Genomic DNA, 20269 nt, shown 5'->3' on the forward strand with positions numbered 1-20269 from the left:
GTCTGGAGACGCCAGTGGCGATCATGTTCGTCAGAGCGCAGGTGATCAGCAGGGGATCGGGACGCAGCATCGTCTCGGCTGCCGCCTATCGCCACCGCGCCCGGATGATGGACGAGCAGGCGGGAACGTCGTTCAGCTATCGCGGTGGGGCGGGCGAACTGATGTATGAGGAACTGGCGCTGCCGGATGAGATCCCGGATTGGCTGCGGTCGGCGATATCAGGTCAGTCCGTCAGCAAGGCCAGCGAAGTGTTTTGGAATGCCGTTGACGCCTTCGAGACGCGGGCAGATGCGCAGCTCGCCCGCGAACTGATCATCGCGCTGCCGGAGGAGCTGACGCGGGCCGAGAATATCACGCTGGTGCGCGAATTCGTCCGCGACAATCTCACCTCGAAAGGAATGATCGCCGACTGGGTCTATCACGACAAGGACGGCAACCCGCACATCCACCTGATGACGACGCTCCGGCCGGCGACGGAGGAGGGGTTCGGGGCAAAGAAGGTTCCAGTGCTTGGTGAGGGTGGCAAGCCGCTGCGTGTCGTCACGCCGGACCGCCCGAACGGCAAGATCGTCTACAAAGTCTGGGCGGGCGACAAGGAAACGATGAAAGCGTGGAAGATCGCCTGGGCGGAAACGGCCAACCGGCATCTGGCGCTGGCCGGACATGACATCCGCCTCGACGGTCGCTCCTATGCCGAACAGGGCCTCGACGGGATCGCGCAAAAACATCTCGGGCCGGAGAAGGCGGCGCTGGCGAGGAAGGGCAGGGAGCTCCACTTCGCGCCGGCCGATCTCGCCCGCCGCCAGGAGATGGCCGATCGGCTGCTTTCAGAGCCGGAGCTTTTGCTGAAGCAGCTCGGCAATGAACGCTCTACCTTCGACGAGAGGGATATCGCCAGGGCGCTGCACCGTTACGTCGACGATCCCACCGATTTTGCCAACATCCGCGCCAGGCTGATGGCGTCGGACCAATTGGTCATACTGAAGCCGAAGGAGATCGAGGCAGAGACAGGAAAGGTGTCGGAGCCCGCGGTGTTTACGACGCGGGAGATGCTGCGCATCGAATACGACATGGCGCAGTCGGCGCGGGTTTTGTCGGAGCGTCGCGGCTTCGGTGTTTCCGAGCGGAATGTGACGGTGGCGATCGAACGCGTGGAGAGCATCGAGAGCGGCGATCCCAAAACTCCGTTCCGGCTCGATGCAGAGCAGGTCGATGCTGTCCGTCATGTCACCGGTGATGGTGGCATTGCCGCTATTGTAGGCCTTGCCGGCGCCGGCAAATCGACGCTGCTTGCTGCCGCACGTCTTGCCTGGGAGGGCGAGGGACACCGGGTGATCGGTGCAGCCCTTGCCGGCAAGGCCGCAGAAGGGCTGCAAGACAGTTCCGGCATCAAGTCGCGGACACTTGCCTCCTGGGAACTGGCCTGGGCCAATGGCCGCGATACGCTCCATCGCGGTGATGTGCTGGTGATCGACGAGGCCGGCATGGTGGCCTCGCAGCAGATGGCCCGTGTGCTGAAGATTGCCGAGGAGGCTGAGGTAAAGGTCGTGCTGGTCGGCGATGCGATGCAGCTGCAGCCGATCCAGGCCGGTGCTGCCTTCCGGGCAATTACCGAACGCATCGGCTTTGCAGAGCTTGCCGGCGTGCGCCGCCAGCGTGAGGCCTGGGCACGTAATGCCTCGCGGCTGTTTGCCCGCGGCGAGGTCGAGAAGGGCCTCGACGCCTATACCCAGCAGGGCCACCTGGTCGAGGCGGGCACACGCGAGGAAACGATCGACAGGATTGTGGTCGATTGGACAGAGGCACGCAAACACGCAATCGGTCGCTCGATCTCCGAGGGCAGGGATGGCCGTCTTCGCGGTGATGAACTGCTGGTGCTCGCCCACACCAACGACGATGTCCGCAAGCTCAACGAGGCGCTGCGTGAGGTGATGGCCGGCGATAATGCCCTCGGCGAAAGCCGCAGCTTCCGGACCGAGCGCGGGGCGCGAAAATTTGCCGCCGGCGACCGCATCATCTTCCTGGAGAACGCCCGCTTCCTCGAGCCGCGGGCCAAGCACTCCGGGCCGCAATATGTCAAGAACGGCATGCTCGGCACGGTCACCGCGACCGGCGACAAACGCGGCGATCCGCTGCTGTCGGTTCTGCTCGACAATGGCAATAAAGTCGTCTTCGGCGAGGACAGTTATGACAATGTCGACCACGGCTATGCCGCAACGATCCACAAATCTCAAGGGTCGACCGTCGACCGCACCTTCGTGCTCGCCACCGGCATGATGGACCGGCATCTGACCTATGTGTCGATGACCCGGCATCGCGACCGCGTCGATCTTTATGCGGCGAAAGAGGATTTTGAGCCGAGACCGGAATGGGGACGCAAACCGCGTGTCGATCATGCCGCCGGTGTCACCGGCGAGCTTGTCGAAACCGGCGAAGCCAAATTCCGGCCCGAGGACGAGGATGCCGACGACAGCCCCTATGCCGATGTCAGGACGGACGACGGAACCGCCCATCGGCTCTGGGGCGTCAGCCTGCCGAAAGCGCTCGACGATGCCGGCATCTCCGACGGCGACACCATCACGCTGCGCAAGGATGGTGTCGAGCGGGTCAAGGTCCAGATTGCCATTGTCGACGAGGAGACAGGTCAGAAGCGTTACGAGGAGAGGGAAGTCGACCGCAATGTCTGGACGGCCAGACAGATCGAAACCGCCGAAGCGCGTCAGGAGCGCATCGAACGGGAAAGTCATCGGCCGGATGTGTTCAGCCGTCTCGTCGAACGCTTGTCGCGCTCCGGTGCCAAGACGACGACGCTCGATTTTGAGAGCGAGGCGGGCTATCGCGCCCAGGCGCAAGACTTCGCCCGGCGCCGCGGGCTCGATCATCTCTCGCTTGCTGCCGCCGAGATGGAGGAAAGCCTTTCCCGGCGCTGGACGTGGATTACCGCAAAGCGAGAGCAGGTGGAAAAGCTCTGGGAGCGGGCAAGCGTGGCGCTCGGTTTTGCCATCGAGCGGGAACGGCGCTTCGCCTACAACGAGGCGCGAACTGAATCCCACACCATCGCGAGCGCAAGCGCTGGCGAACCACAGTATCTGATCCCGCCGAGCACGTCCTTCGTTAGGAGTGTCGAGGCGGATGCGCGGCTGGCGCAGCGTTCGTCACCGGCCTGGACGGAGCGGGAAACGATGCTGCGACCGCTGCTTACTAAGATCTACCGGGATCCGGATGCAGCACTTGTCGCCCTGAATGCGCTCGCCTCGGACACCGGCACCGAACCCCGCAGGCTCACTGCTGATCTTGCCGCAGCACCCGACCGGCTCGGCCGGCTGCGTGGCTCCGAGCTGATCGTCGACGGAGGCGCGGCGCTTTCCGAGCGCAAGGTCGCAAAGGCAGCCCTGGAGGAACTGCTTCCCCTGGCCCGGGCCCATGCGACCGGGTTCCGCCGGAATGCCGAACGGTTCGAAATGCGTGAGCAGACGCGGCGCTCCTACATGTCATTATCGATCCCGGCGCTTTCCGAGCGCGCGATGGCGCGCCTTATGGAGATCGAGGCGGTGCGCAACCGGGACGGGGACGACGCCTATAAGAGCGCCTTTGCGCTTGCCGCCGAGGACCGCTCGGTCGTGCAGGAGATCAAGGCGGTCAGCGAAGCGTTAACGGCACGCTTCGGCTGGAGCGCATTCACCGCGAAGGCGGATGCGGTTGCTGAACGCAATATGACCGAGCGTTTGCCGGAAGATCTGACGGCCGGCCGGCGCGAGGAGCTGGCCCGGCTGTTCGAAGCGGTCAAACGTTTTGCCGAGGCGCAGCATCTCGCCGAGCGGCAGGATCGCTCGAAGATCGTCATGGCTGCCAGTGTTGTTCGGGGCCAAGAGACAGAGAACGGACCGGGGAAGGAGAATGTCGCCGTGCCGCCGATGCTTGCTGCCGTCATCGTGTTCAAGACGTCGGTCGACGATGAGGCTCGATTGCGGGCGCTCTCCAACCCTTTCTATCGCCAGCAGCGTGGCGCATTGGCCAACGCCGCGACAATGATCTGGCGCGATCCGTCGGGCGCCGTCGGCAAGATCGAGGAGCTGCTCCGGAAAGGCTTTGCTGCTGATCGAATCGCCGCCGCGGTGACCAATGATCCGGCCGCCTATGGGGCTTTGCGCGGTTCTAATCGCCTGCTGGACCGGATGCTGGCGTCCGGCCAGGAGCGGAAAGAGGCGATGCGGGCCGTGCCGGAAGCTGCAGCGCGCCTGCGCGCGCTCGGTGCGGCCCACCTCAATGCCCTCGATGCCGAACGCCAGGCTATCACGGACGAACGGCGGCGCATGGCGGTTGCCATTCCAGCTCTTTCGAAAGCTGCGGAAGAGGCTTTGGCGCACCTGACGGTCGAGGTGAGGAAGGACAGCAGGAAGCTGAGTGTTTCCGCCGCTTCCCTCGAGCAGGGCATTGCCCGGGAGTTTGCCGCTGTCAGCCGAGCGCTCGACGAGCGCTTCGGTCGCAATGCCCTCGTCCGGGGTGACAAGGATCTTGTCAACCGCGTGCCGCCGGCGCAGCGTCGAGCTTTCGAGGCGATGCAGGAGCGGCTGAAGGTCCTGCAGCAGACTGTCCGTCTGCAGAGCAGTGAGCAGATCATAGCGGAGCGGCGCCAAAGGGCTGCTAGCCGCGCTCGCGGCATCAACCTCTGAGACTCGAAGAAAAGCGGGGGGACGAAATGGTTGGTCGATTGGAAAAGCACTACGACCCGATTGTCCCGAGATCGATCTTCCTTTGGGTGGCGGAGCGGTCGAAGCTACTGTTCGTCCGTTCCGCAGCGGTCGTTGTAGAGGCGATTGCAGGTTTCACCAGATCGGGTGCCGTCTGCGTGAAGCCACTCTATAGCCCCCTCGGACACGGACGTGGCCAGAAACAAGCCTGCTTCCAGCAGCGCGCGGATGCCACAGAAAGTGACGAGGTCTCGCGCTGAGACCGTGAAGAACAGGCTTTCACTGGTCGGCCTTATGATCGCGCCTCCACCTTCGAAAGCTAGAAACCTGTCAGGTCCCACGGAGACGAGGGATTGGTAGAAGTCCTCGATTTGCGTGCAGATCTTGTCGGCAACGTGCTGCGTGCGCGTGATTGCGACACACGCTTCGGCGACGTGCACGCACTTTGGAACATCTTCCTCACCCGCGAATGATGGCGCTCGTGGCAGGACCAGATGCGCGTTGCACGGCGGGCTCAGCTCAACGAAGTGACGGACTTCGCCAATCGATTTCTTCATGCTGTTCCTGCCTATTTGGAGAAAAAAGGCTTTTAGAGGTGGCAAAGCGCTGAGGGCTGCTCAACGTGATGGAGCGCTTTCTGCTGACGCGAACGTTGTTCCAGTTGAGGCTCGTGAAGACGTGACGCAGTTGCGCTTACGCGACGGTGAAGATGAGGAATCGCTAAAGGGTCCAAGATCGCCCCGATAGCCGCCTTGCTTCGGATTCCGGGTAAAGGCGGTAGGGAAGGTCCGCATAGACATATTCTGCCGGAATCGCGGGTGGGGACAGCTTCGATAGGAACAGGTCGAGATTCTCCCGACTGTTGCTGGAGACAAGCGTGTAGAAATTGCCGCTGTTCCAGGTGACGAATGAGTGTCCAAAGAACCGGCGTAGTGTTTCGCTCATCTCCGAAAGGGTGACTTCGTTTCGATCCATTCGCGTTAGCACCGTCTCTTCCTTGGCGCGAATATCTGACGCGCTGAAGAAGCGAGCTTTGAAGCTATGGTCCTTCTGGCGTTCCCGCCGCCGATATTCCTCGGCGTCTTCATGCCTGAACTTCTCGACGAACATGAAGAGCCCGTTGGTCTTGAGATGCTGCGAGACGAAACGGATCTGATCGAAGCGATTTGGCGAATACATCTGGAAAGTCGTGTCCTCGAGGATGATATCGAAACCGCTGCCAAACTTTCGGAGCTCCACGTCTTCTTGGACCCTTTGCGATGTCAAATAATGAAATGGTCCGTGAAAAAACATGGCATGAGGAGGAACGCCATAGGCATAGAAGCTTCTAAGGTTTTCGACGTTGGGACTGCATGACAGTGTTTCTATCCTGCCCTTGCCAAGTTCGCCGATCACACGAGCCATCGTCCCCTCGGCTGTACCTAGCGTGTAGAGTTGCAGTTGACCCTTTCTGGCCCGCGCGTATTTGAGGATCGCGCCGCCTATGCGGCACTCCTCTTCGAGGCGGTAGGGTATGCTGCTCAAGTAGTGCTTATCGAATGGACCTCGGCGCAGCGGATGAAGGGCTGAAAAGCGCCTGAACGTCATGTCCACTGGGAACAAGCGGCGATCGAGCTCAGGCGGACGGATAGGCATTCCGGCCTCACCGGATGCGGTGGTCGAAAAAAACTCAGAAAGCTCGTTAAGGCGAGGGGCACGGTCGCACTCCTCAATGAAGTCGGCAAATTCACGCATGCGAAAGCCTGCCTTTCTCTCGCACCATCGCGTTTTTGGGGTTCAGGGGGAAATCGCGCATCCCGAAAAGATTGTGCCGTCAGCGATGATGTCGGCAGAAGATGATCGCGAACGTCATCTTTTCGCATCCACGATTTTGATTGGTTTTCATGAAATTGACATGAAATTCGACCTGAGGTTAAAGCCTGGCTTGTTGACAACTTGGGGTGAGGTAGGGTCGCTACCACACCGGTTTTTCAGGGGAGCAGCTTTCGAGTGGGGATCATTCCATCAATTCACCCCGAGAGGATGAAGAAGTCACAAGGGGAGATCATCCTTCACCAGCAAGGCCTTTGGAGCCATGCCCGCGCAGATGTCGTTCGCCGGCGCAGTCTCGGGCGACAGGTTATCGACGTTGTCGCGGATGACCACCTGATCTTCCTCAACATAAGGGGTACGGCGGCATCCGGCGAAAATTTTGTGGACGGACGAAGAGTCGAGTTCAGTCCGCGTCCAGACGGCTCGCTTGTTTACATTCCGCCCGGTTGCCATTGGAGCGGTTGGGATGAAGGCGATGCTGAGGGTTGTTATCTTATGATAACCGTGACGCAGGATTTTTTTTCCAACCTCACGACCAAGCTCCCGCGCGTAGGCACCTTACGTCCGGAGCTTGGATTTAGAGATCTGCCGATCCAATGCTTGGCGCGGCAGATTGCCGGAGAACTTTCACACGACGATTCCGTGGGGAGTCTGATCGTTGAAGGGCACCTCGCGGCTATCTTCGGACTTCTGCAGCGCCGCTCCGGCACATCTGGCAGATTGTCTCGAGGAGGATTGTCGCCTACGGTTCTCAAGCGCGTAATAGGGCGAATTGAAGCTCACATTGATCGACCTCCGAGCGTGCGCGCTCTGGCTGAAGAGGCGGGATTGACCTACGAGCATTTTTCCCGCGCTTTCAAGCAGTCGCAAGGCTCGACGCCCTATGGCTTCTATAACCAACGCCGTCTTGAACGCGTGACCGACCTTCTCCGCACGACTGCGATCAGCGTGACCGAGATCGCCATCGCCTGTGGCTACTCCAGCGGGAGCCACCTCTCGACCAGATTTCGCCGAGAGACGGGATTTTCCCCTGCCGAGTACCGGGCGCTCTGGAAAGAATAGCTGGTTCTGGACGAGAGATAATATCAATTTCATGAAAGCCGCCAGCTCTTCAGAAGAATAGCATGTCCCCATGAACCTGCCAGTAGGGAGTTTGGATGAAGTGGGCGCAACAGAAAACAGCGGCATAGGGTGTTATGCCTCTCGCGGCATCTATCTCTTCTGTGTTCTGGCGTCGGCCATTGGCCGGAATGTCTACTTCGTGCTGGCGGCATGGGCTGCGACAGATGTCAGCAAGAGCGCGAGCGCTCTAGCTATCCTTTTGGCGCTCGGCAGTGCCGCCGAGTTGCTCACCAGCAATGTTGGTGGGGTTCTAGTTGATCGATTTGATCGTCGCTTCGTCTGTATCGCTTGCGATTTATCCAGGTTGATCCTCATATTTTCAACTGGTATTGGTCTCTCGTTCGGTGACCCACTTGGTGTTCTTTGCCTATCGTGGACCATCTTCGCGTTCATCGACAGAACCTATTCGACTGCGCTGCAGGCCATCATTCCAGACATCGTTCGTCCTAAGAACCTCACTTCATTCAATTCGGCGTCTTATATTGCGATGCAGGCGGGCAATCTCATCGCCGCCATCGTCACCGGGTACAGCTTAACCGCCATCGGGATGAATCTGACGTCGATCCTGCCTGGCGCCTTTTTCGGCCTATCACTGTTGGGGCTGCTGGCACTGCTCGGCCGACAGCCGCCTTCTCGTTCTCGATCGGATTTGCAGGCAAAGAGCATTCGTCGGATGGATCTGTTGCCGACGACCTTCGTCGTTCACTCACTGAAGACCACCGCCGTCATGTATGCGTTGACCTATGCGATGGGCATGCTTGTGAGTGTATTGGGCGTCGCATATGTCACCCGCGAACTCATGGGGTCGGCGCTAGAGTTCGGTTATCTCGAGGCAGGTTGGGCCCTCGGTTCGATGGCGGGCTGTTCAACCCTTCTTCTCAGAAGGGCGCGTTCGCGACGACAAAGCATCCTCTTCCAGTCGGCGCTCGCTGGCATTGTTCTGTTGGGCTTTCCGGTTTTCCAGAGCTTTTTGTCAGCGCTCGTTCAACTGGTGTTGCTCGGCTTCTGCTACAATGTCACGCGAATCCTGATCGATGTACGGGTTCAATCGACTGTTTCGATTGACATGTTGGGGCGGGCGCGAAGCCAGATCCACACGATCTGTGTTTCGATAGGGCTTCTTGCGTATGGCATCATCGGGACGATCGGAGACGCAATTCCACCTTCGGGGATTTTCGGCCTCTTCGGGGCGCTGATGGTGACCGTCGCGCTCTTCTTTTACTTTAACATGGATCGGGGAGCGCCGGCGGAAAGCCGGTTCGTCTGAGGATGGAGACGTCGCCCAATAGCGACCTGGTTTCAAAAGGTGAGGTGTTGGCCCTCATTTTTGAATTATTCCCTTGGTTGCGTCAGTTTGAGCAGGCATCGCTGAACGACTACGCAAAGGCGGCTTTCTCGGTTGGATCGGATCAATCGGGGTGCGTCGCGCGAAGCCAGGCAATGTCTTTATTGCGGTCACGCGTGGCGGCCGTCGCGCAACGTCAGGGTTATTCAGCAGAAGCCGCATCGCGCTTTCAAACCGAAATCGAAGTCGCTCCGGTGCTGCAGTGTGGCCCCCACCTCCACCTGTTGATCGAGCCTGACGCATTTTACACCCATCTGTTCTCCCTGATGGGACTTCGCGCGCATGGCAGGACATCCTATATCTCCTACGCTTGCTCGACAGTGAAGTTCGTAGAACGCGGTCGCAAGGGTCCGGCCTGGCTCCACGTCGATGGCGATGCAGTCAACGTCTTCGGGCTGTCGCGCAGCAAAATGATCCCCTACAGCATTCTTGGCAGAAACGGCTGCTACAGGTTCCATCTTCAAAACGTCGACAGGCCCGGTGATGACTCGGAGGCAATTTCGTGCTTGCGAGACCTTTTGCCTCGGGGCGAATTCCAGTCGGCGGCAGAGGCGATCAAAGCGGCAAATCTTTGCCTCTGGAAGCGGTATTCTGACAGCCAGGTCGATTTTCTTCAGCTTGACGATACCGACGTTGCCGATCTGGTCGCGGATCACCTTTCCGATGGCCGGTCCTGGCTGCGAGCCTCGCTGATCGAGGACCGAGCATTCGCGATGCGCCTCATCCACTGCATCGATCAACTCGCTGACACGGCTTGGCGAGGCTGGCTGAAAAACTCGACGCATTTTTTCTGGGGCTGCATTGAAGGGCGGCTTTTTCCACTTTGGCTGGATGGCAGGGTCCTCCGGTCGAAGGCGACAGATGATGTCTGTGTTGAATTCTCGCCGCCAAGTCTTGTGGAGGCCCTGAGAACTGGCCGGATCGTTCCGAACCTTCTGCTGATGTTCATCGTAACGTCGATCCTGCCTGGCGTGCGTGTCCTGGGTGGAAGTCGGCATACGATCTATTATCCGTTGATGCGCTGGGCATTCTGCGAGGCGTTGAGGAACAACCATCGTGACACACAGCTTCTCAACGCACTGTCAAAGGACGAACGGCCGGGGGTTTGGGGCCATCGCATCATCTCCTCGCCGTGCGAGCCATTTTCGCTGTTGAATGCTTTTAGCCGTGGGGGAATTGAAACGCTTCTCGGGCTGTTCGGCAAGATGAGCATTATCGACGCTTGCGGGCCCCTTTCCAGCTTCACCCAGGACCCCCTATGGGCGGAGCTTGCGGTAGCCTATTCCTCCGGGAGAGTGGGCAGACAATCCTGGCAATGGGCGTTCCGCTGATCGCACCTCCTTTGGTTTTCTGACCACTTTACCGCCCGAAGCGTGACCTCTCGCTTTGAGACAAGTGTCCGCGCGTAAAGCGAAGCTATTGAATTTTGTAAAGAATTCGGTTGCGCGGCGGGCGGATTTCAACTAAGCTGGCAGCGAGGCAGTACGCGCTGCCTTGGGGCTTCGTAACCCCTGTTAGCGGTTGGTGCCGGCCGATTCGGCACCACACTCCTTGACCTTCGGTCGAGGAGCCTGTGGCGTATGTCCAGGTTCCTCGGAACTAAAGGCCACAGGGCCGTCTAGCACGGTTACGAACTCCCCGATCAGTGGGTTGAGCGAGTTTTCAGCGGGGGCGCACCGCGTGAAACTCTCCATCGGGGTGACCACCATGAAGCGCTATGTAGCAGCCCAGGTTCGGACTTCGAGACCTGCGCAAGCCAAACAGTCGGATGTTGCACGCGAGTCGGTACATCCAGTCGATCGGCATGTCGGACAGCAAATCCGTATCCGCCGAATGCAGTCGAATGTCTCCCTAGGGGATCTCGGCGCCGGCATCGGGGTGAGTTTGCAGCAGGTACAAAAATATGAAAGCGGTAAGAACCGCGTCAGCGCTTCGATGCTCTACGAGCTTGCCAATTGCCTCAAGATCCCGGTTTCGAGGTTTTTCGAAGGCCTTCCAGATCCCGAAACCACTCAGGGCCAGCAATTCATAACAGAGATCGATGGGAAGATTGCCTACATATCCACGGCGGAGGGACGGCGTCTGATAGACGACGTTTTGCTCCTTTCTCCGCGTGTGCGCAGCCGGGTCGTTGCCCTCGTCAGCTCGATTGTCGATGAAGAGATGGAAGAACACAAGGACGTTTCCCCATAAAAAGACCAACAAGAGCGCGGCCGCAAAAATTGGTCAGCGGTTCGTAGAGTTATCGCCGCATACTGCAGGTTCTAAAAAGCGATCTGGCCAACGTTCTTCTCTCGGTCAAGCACAGTGCCAAAACCGGCACTGCGGTCGGCAAGATCGTCAAGGATGTCTGCCGCCATTCTGCCATCGGCGAGCACAGGGAAGGGGAGGCGATCGCGTGCAGGATTCGATAATGCCTCGGTTCCACCGATCACAATCGGACGCAAGCGTACATTTTCCAGCTGTCCGCTAGATCCAAAATTGCAGGTCGCGATGACGCTCCTCCACACTTCCGGCGGGCTCCATTCCTGTTCGTCCTTTTCCGTATGGAAGAGGAAGTTGCCAAGGCCGTAGAAAATTGGCGTATTCCGATATATCTCAACCCCTTGAAGGACCGGAGCGCCATGGCTGACAAAGAGGCCTGCGCCCGCGTTAACGCAATCGTGCGCAAATTCGCGGACCCAGACGGGGACTTGCTGCCAGTTCGGCTCCCAATGGTGATGATGCAAATACACGATGACGAGCGTGTCGCGGCCCGCTTCTTCCGCGATCGCCGAAAGGTGAGCCCTGGCGCTGTGCCGGTCCATGACGATGCGGCGAGCGGTCTCATCTGATCTGCGAAACACGGTTCCATAGAAATCAATTTCGTCTTGGCCATGAAGATCAGGCGGATCCTCTGGCTGGGCATAATTCGCGCGCTCCAAGGGCGAACTTAGAAGACGCTCCTGAATGGAGCGAAGCAAGTTGAATGTTCCCGCTTCCAGGTCGAATACCCTGGAGACTTTCAGACTATTGATGCCGGGCCTTGCTATCCTGCCCTCAGTTGCGTCCTCGGCGTACATGAAAGACGGGCCTGGCCCGGCATCCATGGCAATCAGCGCGACATTTCGGGATCCGAACGTCATTTTCTGTGCCGTGGAAGCATGATGCTTGTTGTGGCCGATGCCGGCATGCAGGAAATTGTGTGCCGCAACCTCCTCCAGCGTCGAGAGGATCCCCGGCGGTCCAAGATCGAAAGCATGGTTGTTCGCCAGAGCCAGGCTATTGAAACCGAGCTCCTTCAACGCCGCCAAGACATCCGGCGCTGCAGCGCCGAAATAGCTGCCTTTGAGCGGCCATCCACCATGACGACCATAGATAGTCGTCTCGAGATTGGTGAAGGCAACATCGCTTGCTTTGAGGATCTCGGCGATCTCAGCGAGCCGTGGATCGCCGATCGTTCGAAGATCATGACGGATGAGCGACTGGCCGGTGACAGCAATGGAAAAGGGTGCGGACATATGGTCTACCTTCGATCTTTGGGACTGCCGACTGCTCACGCGCTATGGCTTCGGGGGAAATGCGTGTCGGAAAGCCAGTGTCTAGTTCGATGTCTGCGGCGAAACATCGATCTTGAACCATTGCTCGCTCAGCCGCTTCAGGGTTCCGTCGCTCGTGGCGGCCTCGATGGCGCTATCGAATGCCGCAACCAGTTCGCCGTCATCTTGCCGGAGCCCGACGCCGACACCCGGGCCCCACAGGCCACCGGAGAGCCGCGGGCCGTAGAGCGTCGCAATCCCGCCATCCGTGCTGTCGAGGAAGGCTTTCCAGGTGAAATAGTCGGCAAGACCGCCATCGATGCGCTCAGCCACGAGATCGAGATGCATGTTGTCCTGGGAATCGTAGCTCCTGATCGTCGCGACCTTTCCGAACAGTTCATTGAGCACCGCTTCCGAATTCGATGATCGCAATACGCCCAAAGTTCTGCCGTTGAGAGCGGCTCGAAGCTCCTCGATCTTTGCCTGCTTTTCAGGGTCGATAGTTGTGAGGTCGAGCTCGGCCAACGTATCCGTGGGCGGAAGATTGAGATCTTTGCGTATGACAACTTGGTTGAAACCTCCGGCGTAGGGCTTGGAAAAAGCGATAGATTTCTTCCGCTTCTCAGTTATCGCCATCCCCGACATGATGGCATCGAACTTTCCAACGGTGAGCGCCGGTATGATTCCGTCCCAGTCCTGAGGCACGAAAGTGCACTCGAACTTCATCCTCCGGCAAAGATCGCGGCCGACGTCGATGTCAAAGCCGGCGAGCTCCCCTTGGGGGGTGATGGCATTCCAGGGCGGCGAAGCACCTTCAGAGGCGATTGTCAGTGTCTTCCTGTCCATTGCTCCCGCGTTGTTGGCGCAGACGACAAGAGACAGGGCAAGCAGAAGTGTTCGTTTCACGACGATGTTCCTTTCATTGCTGAGTTTGATTGTTGGCGTCCGGGATGTGGGCTGGCGTCAAGTTTCAGCCGAGGCGAGAGGCGGCTTTCCGTTCGCTCTTCGAGGTACAGGTTGCGCCGGCGGTGGACGGTTTGCCGTCGGCGTCCAACGCGTCTCCAGCATCTGGAAACCTTGCGTGATCAAGAGGGTAAGCAGCAGATAGAAAGCCCCCGCGGCAATGAAGACCTCGTATGGGGCGAATGTCTCCGACACCAGCTGTCGGGCGAGCCCGGTCACCTCAAGCAGCGTGATGGTGCTTGCAAGGGAGCTTGCCTTCAGCATTCCAACCACCTCATTTGCATAGGCGGGAAGAGCGATCCTGAGGGTCAAAGGGAACACGATAAGACGGGCAGTGTGGAAACGGGAAAGGCCCAAGGCTTTGGCCGCTTCAATCTGCCCACGCGGGACCGCCTGGATCCCGCCGCGCAGAACTTCTGTCGTATGGGCGGCGCTGTTCAGGGTGAAAGCAATGAAGGCGCACCAGAATGGCTCTCGCATCACGGCCCATAGAAAGCTTTGGCGGACGAGGGGAAGCTGGCCAATCCCGTAGTAAATCAGGAAAAGCTGAACCAGAAGTGGCGTGCCGCGGAACGCATAGGTATATGCCAGCACGGGCGCGGAAGCCCACGGATTTGATGATGCCCGTAGGAAGGCGAGCGGGACCGAGACGGCGAAGCCTGCGGCAAGCGATGCGAATGTCAGAACCAGAGTGAGAAGAAGGCCGCGGGGAAGGGTGAGAAACGCTTCAAGCGCGATGGTCATGCTCATTGCCTCAACCTTTCATCGCCGGGAGCGAATAGCGGCGCTCCAATAACCGGAACGAAAGAAGCGACAGGCTTGTGAGGGCGAGGTAGATTGCAGACGCTGCGAGATAGAAGGGGAGTGGAGCGCGCAGTGAGCCTGCGCCTATATAGGCGACGCGCATGACATCCGTCAGCCCGACGACGGAAATCAGCGATGTATCCTTTATCAAGGAGATGCAGAGGTTACAGAATGCCGGCAGAGCGATCGGGATCATCTGGGGAATGATGATCAGAAACCAAATCTGCGCGTTCGAAAGCCCGAGCGCCGCTGCAGCCTCTCGTTGGCCTGGTGCAACCGCGTTGATCGCACCACGGAATATTTCCGCGGCGTACCCACTGAATACGACGGTCAGTGCCGCGACACCGGCCGCAAATGCATTAATCTCGATGTAGCCACCGGTAATCGCGCTCAAAAGGGCGGTTCCGCCGAAATACGTCAGGAGGATGATCAGAAGTTCCGGAACACCCCGGATGATGCCCGTGTAGGCCCGCATGCACGATGAAACCGACTTGCGGGTCGAGTTGCGGAGAACGGCAATAAGCAAACCTAATAGGGTCCCGAAAGCGCAGCTCAAGGCAAACACTAAAAGTGTGTTCTTCAATCCAGATAAAAATTGATCTACAAATGCGTACAATGCAAGTCTCCAATATTCTTGCGAGCGCGCCGAAATAGGAAAGTTATTCTCCCGACATATACAAAGGGCTTGCCGAGATTAACCGAGGGTAGATTGGATTTATTAGCTTAACCAGCGCTCTAAGTTTGGCGTATGTCAAAAATATACTTTGACTTGCCGCCGTCAATTTATAAGATTCAGGAAGTTTTGATAAGCGCAACTTATGAGGCGCGTCGCTCGACCACGATTGAGATTCCCGGCCATGGACATCACCGACTCCGGAGTGAAGATCCGCCACCTTCAAATATTACGGGAGGTCATGCGCGCCGGCTCGGAAAGGCTCGCAGCGCAGATGTTGCGAATAACCCAGCCGGCGGTCAGCCAAAACATCAAGCAGCTAGAGGAGACTGTCGGCTTCGCACTCTTTCGCCGGGAAAACAACAGGTTGATCCCCACCGTCAAGGCATGGGAATTTCTACGCACAATCGACGCGGCGTTTGCCGGACTTGATCGGATCGGACCGTCAATCGACTTCCTGCGGAGCAACGATACGCGAATGATCGGCATCGCGGCGCCAAGCGCTTTCTCCTTCGCGACCTTGCCGAAAGTGGTCAAAAGGCTTCGGGAGAGAAGCCGCTCTTACGCCGTTCAGGTGAAAACAGGAACCTATCAGCAGATTGCAGATCATGTGTTAAACGGCCGCTCGGATCTTGGCATCTCCCGATTGCCTCTTGATGAGCGCATTCTTGATTGGATGCCGGTCGGCTCAGCCACCAACGTATGTCTTTTTCCGGTCAACCATCGATTTGCGGCACAGCAGCTTGTTACTGCCGAAGATCTTGCCGGTGAGGCGATCATCGACATCGACCCGCAATTTGCCTCTCACCAAATGAGCGTCAATGCCCTTCGGTATATGGGAACCGCTCCTGACATCGCCGTGGAATATGACGCCAATGGCAATGACATTGGCTATGTCATGACAGGGATCGGCGTCTCGATTACGAACGAGATTATTGCGAGCGAATATGCTGAATTCGACGTTGCATTCCGCGAATTTCAGCCAGGGGCAACATATCACTACGTCGTCGTTTGGCAAAAAGATCGAAAGCTGAGTGATAGCCTAAGATTTGCATTGGAAGAGATAGTCGCGGCTTTGACAGATCGGGCTGCTTGACGATCGCATCGAGGTATGACCCTCGCACCGGAAAACAGATGTTGCGAGTTCATGCTGAACCGCGAGTTGTGCGCGTAAGCTTAGAGCGGGATGATTTTAGGTAGACCCGTGAGAAGGATTCCCTATGACGCAAATCGGATTCATCCTTCTGGCCGGTCAGGAGGCTGAGCTGGATGGCGAGACCTGTTTCGAATAACCGCGAGAAGTTGTAGAAGCGGTGATACAGGAGGGGTGTGGTGCCGGGCGGCGTCCAAGCGCTTCCGCATTGGCATCAGCATCGCGATCGATTGGGTGCGGCGCGTGACGCGACGGACAGCGCAGCCCGGCAGGATGAGTAGCCACAAGCCGCGAACGGCGGTGGCTTACCTAAGCCACCGAGCAGATAGTTGCGCCATATCGTAGAAGAACATCGCGACAATCGGAACTGCGTCGGTTGGCAGAAGCGGACCGGTTGTTTGTGCGATCATTGGTGCCATGTTCTCTTTAAGTGATTCTGCAGTTATCTTAAAATGGCGGATGACACTTCAATTGGACGCAATATCGACTAGAGCAAATCCTGTTCAATCCGGGTCATATCCAGCAGCCCTGAAGTAGTTTGCGCATTCTGTCGGCGTGAAGCGGAGCATCAATGCGCCTAGGACGTCCCATAGAGCATCGATCTTTCGTTCCGCGCCCTCCGTGGTTGACTGCGGCCCCTAAACCGGGACCGCGTGCCGGTGGCGACGGAAGCTATGAGATCACATGCTCAATGCGCTCGAGGTGGTGCTGAGGCACGATCTGAAGGGGTTCCTCGGCCGCTGCGATTTCCTCGACCGTAAGTCCGGTGGCGATGGCCAGGTCCTCAAGGCTGTAGCCCTTCGCAATCCTGGCTTTGCGGCGACGAGCGGCTGCGGAGGTGTTGTCGGCGGTAGCAAATTGATCCATTCCAAACTCCAAATCACGTTGATGTAGCGGCTGAGGGGGATCTGTCCCCGATGGGTTGGCTCCTTCGTGGTGCCGACTCGGTCAGAGGTTAGCCGCAACCTGCCGAGCCGCTTGGTTTCTCTTCGCAGACGACGCTCTTGCGTGGCTTCCGCCGCGATCTTGTTCTGCGTTCGGATGCCGAGCGCTCCTGCATTAGCGCTGTTGTTCTAGTCCTGCTTTCTATGACAATCAATCCATGGGTTTGCTCATAGGCACACGACGAGCCGTACCAACTGCCTGGGAAGAATTGTCCGCTACTGATTAACTGCGGTCGCAGATATGCCTTGCGCGATCTCATCGTCGAAGTGAACCATCTCGCCCGAGGCCATGTGCAGCGCGTCCGCGACATCGCCGAAGCGCGCCTCACCATAACGGAGGCCGGAACTTATTGAATCGGCGCCCGTTCGTAAGGACCGACATTAGGAGGATCTCACCATGGCAACCACATCCAAAGCCCGCAGCCAGGATCGTGCTCGCGTCGCAGGTGGTCAGGATCACGAGGTGAAGTACGAAGCCCGGAAGGAAGGCATTTCCAAGGAAGCGGTGAAGAAGACCGTGAAGAACGTAGGCAACAGTCGCAAGAAGGTCGAAGCCGAACTCGACCGGCACTAATCCGGGTTGGAGAGTTCAACCGTGAGGGTCCGCAGCCATAAAGTCAGCGGCGGAAACAGCCGCTGAAAGTCTGGCTCCGACGGATCATAACGCAGCGGCGGAAGGCGCCTGACTGCAGGAGTTGACGACCCCGCAGGAAGCGTTTCGGAGCAAGGCTATCGAAGCTGCGGGATACAGCGCCGTCGAGCAAAGCCAAAAGTATTGGGACGCCGGAGCGTTTCTTGCAAAGGGGCGGAGCCGCATCGCATGAGGAAGGGGCTGGCGAGCGAACCCAACGAGCTCCAAAGTCGCGATACGCGACGGCGTCGGCTGACTTTACCTGCAGAACAGAATTCAGAGGCCGACAGACCGTGGGGCACCGCGTGCGGACGCCGGTCCCGACCGGTCCGTTCAATCGACTTCTAGAAGCTGCCATCCCGTTTTTGGGACCGGCCAGCATCGTCGATCTTCTCGTGCTCACTGCGCTGAATAGGAAGCGCGGTCGGTATTAAGCCATTCTCCCGTAACGCCAAAGGCGAGCGGCGGAGCGCCGATCAATCGCCCGAGTCGGGTCTCCAGTGTTTGAAACGATGCTCAGGGAAGCGGTCGACGTGAACCTCGCTTAAATCCTGCGGAGTATTCCATTGCCGACATGGCAGTCGATCAGATCCCGAAACAGGCTTAGCGAGTGCCACGTGCATCGTCGTCCCGATGTGGACTGTAGACTAGCTTCCTGCATAGGGCGATGCGATCCTGAGTTGCGTTCATGTGTCCTCTCCTTCGCGACGGAGAGACCCTAAGCTATGCCGACTAGGCGGCCGCTATGGTGCCGGAAACGTTGGCAAAGTCGGTTAATCGGCATAGTTTGCTGGTCAGCATAAACGTGCTTTTGCCGCGCGCGGCAAAATGCAGTTTGAAGCAGCGTCGCGATCGTCGCCCAAGTCCTGCCGCCGCCTTCCGAGCCGGGTTCATAATGCCGGATTTCCGACGTTTGAAGCAAGGGTCACCTATCCCTTCCATCCACTGGTTGACCAAACCGTCTTGGTAACCGGCAGCCATGAGCACGAAGGCGTTCACTATCTGCTCATTCTGGCACACGGTGGTTCATTTCAAATTCCGGCATGGATGTTTGATCCTGCGGCAAGTTCGATCGAGATCGTAGCTGCGCCGCGCCTTTCGGCAACCAAACTCGTTGAACTGCGCGCCAAGCTTTGTTGCCTGACTATTCCGTTGCGGTCGCTGCGGTCGCCGATTGCACATTCAATACTCCGGGAAAGGCGGCAATACGCAGCGATATGTTTGTCGCGGCACGTTCGGCGCCATGGCGGTCGGCAACTGTATCGGGTTCGGCGGCATGCGGGTCGATCGGGCCGTGGCGCAGGAGGTGCTCGAGCGATTGCAACCTCTGGGAATCGAGGCGGCCTTGCGGGCAATGGAGGCGCACACGCAGCGTCATAGCGACAATCAACAGCAACTCGAGAACTTAATCAAGCAAGCACAATACGAGGCTGCCAGGGCGCGCCGCCAGTATGATGCTGTCGATCCGGGCAATCGGTTGGTCGCCGGCGAACTGGAGCGGCGCTGGAATGAGAAGCTGATCCTATTGCGTGATCTCGAGGTCCAGTTCGAGATGCTCTCGACCGACCGTAACACGCCTGCTTTATCGGCCGACGACCGTACAAGATTGATGATGCTCGGTAGCGATCTATAATAAGGCATGGGACAGGTCCCGACGCGTCTATCGAGACACGCGAAAAGATCATTCGGCTGCTGATCAAAGAAATCATTGTCGATACCGTTGACGACACATTGGCGCTCGTCATTCATTGGCAGGGTGGCGATCACACCCGGATGACGGTGAAGAAAAACAAGATCGGCCAGACCCGCTGGGCAGTTAAGGCTGATGTTGTCGATCGCAGCAATCTTGAATCGATCCGGCAAGCGGACAGGGCATGGCGCCAGCTGGACGCGAAGCCACGTCTGCAGTCTTCGCAACATCCACGGCATCTCCGTCTATCGAGAAGGTGAACGGGCCGAACGCGGTGAGAGAACCCTCGACGAGGCCGCCGACATTCTAAAGGTGAGTCGAGCTACCGCCTACCGGATGGTCAGCAGCGGTGTCCTTCCCGCTCGCCAGTTATGCACCGGAGCGCCGTGGATCATCCAGCTTTCCGACCTTCAACACGAAACCGTGCGCCGCGAAGCCGATGCCAGGCGATCCCGGCGTCCGATATCTCAGGATCCGGTTCAAAATCCTCTTTTATTATAAGGACATCATCAGATGAGGAGTATGTCGCGCCCTCGTCACCTTCAGCAAACAGGCTATTTTTTCTTAACGCCTGGGGCTTGATTGCCCGCTCAACATGTGGAGTCCACTTCGACGCGGCCGTCTTTCAGGAAGCGCTCGAAGATATCGCGGCGCGATATGGAATAGCGGAGAGCTCCGCGAGTTTTGATTTTCCGGGTAACGCCCCTTAGCCACGAACAGGCACATGATCCTTGGCGCGATTTGAAGTCCACGTGAATTCCCTTGTCCCCAGCGCAACCGTCGACATTTCTCGCAGATGTCGGGCATCCGCCACTTTTGTCAGGTTTGTCGTGATTGGAACGTTTTGTTCGCCGGTCTCTCCGTCAAATACACATCAACCTGCCCTCAACCCGCCCATTGATAAAAGAAAATCATCTTCTTGG

General features: G+C 58.2%; 17 protein-coding genes and 4 pseudogenes. 11 read left to right on the top strand and 10 right to left on the bottom strand.

What is annotated here, in order from left to right; translation table 11 throughout:
• The first annotated feature begins 14 nt into the window (after positions 1 to 14).
• The gene (gene traA, locus K6M89_RS29040; protein WP_018247162.1) at positions 15 to 4673 is read left to right on the top strand and encodes a Ti-type conjugative transfer relaxase TraA; all 4659 of its coding nucleotides are present in this window, start codon (positions 15 to 17) and stop codon (positions 4671 to 4673) included.
• A gap of 104 nt (positions 4674 to 4777) precedes the next feature.
• On the opposite strand, the gene rctB is transcribed toward traA, so the two are convergent.
• Positions 4778 to 5248: an SMa0974 family conjugal transfer regulator gene (gene rctB / locus K6M89_RS29045; protein WP_004676103.1), complete on the bottom strand. Its 471-nt coding sequence runs from the start codon at positions 5246 to 5248 to the stop codon at positions 4778 to 4780.
• 163 nt (positions 5249 to 5411) lie between these two features.
• Complete coding sequence (locus K6M89_RS29050) at positions 5412 to 6425, bottom strand: class I SAM-dependent methyltransferase (protein ID WP_004676105.1); 1014 nt, start codon at positions 6423 to 6425, stop codon at positions 5412 to 5414.
• A 288-nt stretch (positions 6426 to 6713) separates the two neighbouring features.
• On the opposite strand from K6M89_RS29050, the gene K6M89_RS29055 reads away from it, so the two are divergent.
• The 4 genes from K6M89_RS29055 to K6M89_RS29070 all read left to right on the top strand — a co-directional run bounded on the left by K6M89_RS29055 (position 6714) and on the right by K6M89_RS29070 (position 11163).
• A complete protein-coding gene (locus K6M89_RS29055; protein ID WP_157214064.1) occupies positions 6714 to 7565 on the top strand; it encodes a helix-turn-helix domain-containing protein in 852 nt (283 codons plus the stop codon).
• Between the two features lie 70 nt (positions 7566 to 7635).
• On the top strand, positions 7636 to 8892 hold the full coding sequence (locus K6M89_RS29060) for an MFS transporter (protein ID WP_004676106.1): 1257 nt from the start codon (positions 7636 to 7638) through the stop codon (positions 8890 to 8892).
• A 2-nt stretch (positions 8893 to 8894) separates the two neighbouring features.
• The gene (locus K6M89_RS29065; RefSeq protein WP_018247164.1) at positions 8895 to 10301 is read left to right on the top strand and encodes a hypothetical protein; all 1407 of its coding nucleotides are present in this window, start codon (positions 8895 to 8897) and stop codon (positions 10299 to 10301) included.
• Between the two features lie 376 nt (positions 10302 to 10677).
• Entirely contained in the window at positions 10678 to 11163 is a 486-nt protein-coding gene (locus K6M89_RS29070) for a helix-turn-helix domain-containing protein (RefSeq protein ID WP_018247165.1), read from the top strand.
• Positions 11164 to 11234: 71 nt separating this feature from the next.
• Here K6M89_RS29070 and K6M89_RS29075 read toward each other — a convergent pair whose 3' ends face one another.
• The 4 genes from K6M89_RS29075 to K6M89_RS29090 all read right to left on the bottom strand — a co-directional run bounded on the left by K6M89_RS29075 (position 11235) and on the right by K6M89_RS29090 (position 14871).
• Complete coding sequence (locus K6M89_RS29075; RefSeq protein WP_004668595.1) at positions 11235 to 12470, bottom strand: CapA family protein; 1236 nt, start codon at positions 12468 to 12470, stop codon at positions 11235 to 11237.
• An 81-nt stretch (positions 12471 to 12551) separates the two neighbouring features.
• Positions 12552 to 13394 carry a transporter substrate-binding domain-containing protein gene (locus K6M89_RS29080; RefSeq protein WP_011053397.1) on the bottom strand — a complete coding sequence of 281 codons (843 nt, stop codon included), beginning with the start codon at positions 13392 to 13394 and terminating at the stop codon, positions 12552 to 12554.
• Between the two features lie 57 nt (positions 13395 to 13451).
• The gene (locus K6M89_RS29085) at positions 13452 to 14201 is read right to left on the bottom strand and encodes an ABC transporter permease (protein ID WP_016737468.1); all 750 of its coding nucleotides are present in this window, start codon (positions 14199 to 14201) and stop codon (positions 13452 to 13454) included.
• 4 nt (positions 14202 to 14205) lie between these two features.
• Complete coding sequence (locus K6M89_RS29090) at positions 14206 to 14871, bottom strand: ABC transporter permease subunit (RefSeq protein ID WP_018247166.1); 666 nt, start codon at positions 14869 to 14871, stop codon at positions 14206 to 14208.
• Between the two features lie 241 nt (positions 14872 to 15112).
• On the opposite strand from K6M89_RS29090, the gene K6M89_RS29095 reads away from it, so the two are divergent.
• Together K6M89_RS29095 and K6M89_RS31325 are read left to right on the top strand one after the other, a co-directional pair.
• Positions 15113 to 16024: a LysR family transcriptional regulator gene (locus K6M89_RS29095; protein ID WP_004668587.1), complete on the top strand. Its 912-nt coding sequence runs from the start codon at positions 15113 to 15115 to the stop codon at positions 16022 to 16024.
• Positions 16025 to 16197: 173 nt separating this feature from the next.
• Positions 16198 to 16375, top strand: a pseudogene (locus tag K6M89_RS31325) (IS630 family transposase); the annotation flags it as partial.
• A 209-nt stretch (positions 16376 to 16584) separates the two neighbouring features.
• Here K6M89_RS31325 and K6M89_RS29100 read toward each other — a convergent pair.
• A pseudogene (locus K6M89_RS29100) lies at positions 16585 to 16695 on the bottom strand (IS630 family transposase); the annotation flags it as partial.
• A gap of 58 nt (positions 16696 to 16753) precedes the next feature.
• On the bottom strand, positions 16754 to 16948 hold the full coding sequence (locus K6M89_RS29105) for a hypothetical protein (RefSeq protein WP_004668585.1): 195 nt from the start codon (positions 16946 to 16948) through the stop codon (positions 16754 to 16756).
• Between the two features lie 474 nt (positions 16949 to 17422).
• Here K6M89_RS29105 and K6M89_RS29110 point away from each other — a divergent pair, with 474 nt between their 5' ends.
• On the top strand, positions 17423 to 17599 hold the full coding sequence (locus tag K6M89_RS29110) for a DUF3606 domain-containing protein (protein ID WP_004668584.1): 177 nt from the start codon (positions 17423 to 17425) through the stop codon (positions 17597 to 17599).
• A 789-nt stretch (positions 17600 to 18388) separates the two neighbouring features.
• On the opposite strand, the gene K6M89_RS31330 is transcribed toward K6M89_RS29110, so the two are convergent.
• On the bottom strand, positions 18389 to 18655 hold the full coding sequence (locus K6M89_RS31330; protein WP_237358605.1) for a hypothetical protein: 267 nt from the start codon (positions 18653 to 18655) through the stop codon (positions 18389 to 18391).
• Here K6M89_RS31330 and K6M89_RS31335 point away from each other — a divergent pair.
• The 3 genes and pseudogenes from K6M89_RS31335 to K6M89_RS29125 all read left to right on the top strand — a co-directional run.
• A pseudogene (locus K6M89_RS31335) lies at positions 18620 to 18733 on the top strand (DUF5372 family protein); the annotation flags it as partial. The gene K6M89_RS31330 and the pseudogene K6M89_RS31335 sit on opposite strands and share 36 nt — an antisense overlap.
• 97 nt (positions 18734 to 18830) lie before the next feature.
• Positions 18831 to 19289: a hypothetical protein gene (locus K6M89_RS29120; RefSeq protein ID WP_011053402.1), complete on the top strand. Its 459-nt coding sequence runs from the start codon at positions 18831 to 18833 to the stop codon at positions 19287 to 19289.
• Between the two features lie 192 nt (positions 19290 to 19481).
• A complete protein-coding gene (locus K6M89_RS29125; RefSeq protein WP_246642720.1) occupies positions 19482 to 19847 on the top strand; it encodes a helix-turn-helix domain-containing protein in 366 nt (121 codons plus the stop codon).
• 28 nt (positions 19848 to 19875) lie between these two features.
• Here K6M89_RS29125 and K6M89_RS31935 read toward each other — a convergent pair.
• A pseudogene (locus K6M89_RS31935) lies at positions 19876 to 20047 on the bottom strand (IS66 family transposase); the annotation flags it as partial.
• Positions 20048 to 20269: the final 222 nt, after the last annotated feature.

Origin of the sequence: Rhizobium croatiense (assembly GCF_019793465.1) — a bacterium.
Taxonomy (GTDB): domain Bacteria; phylum Pseudomonadota; class Alphaproteobacteria; order Rhizobiales; family Rhizobiaceae; genus Rhizobium; species Rhizobium croatiense.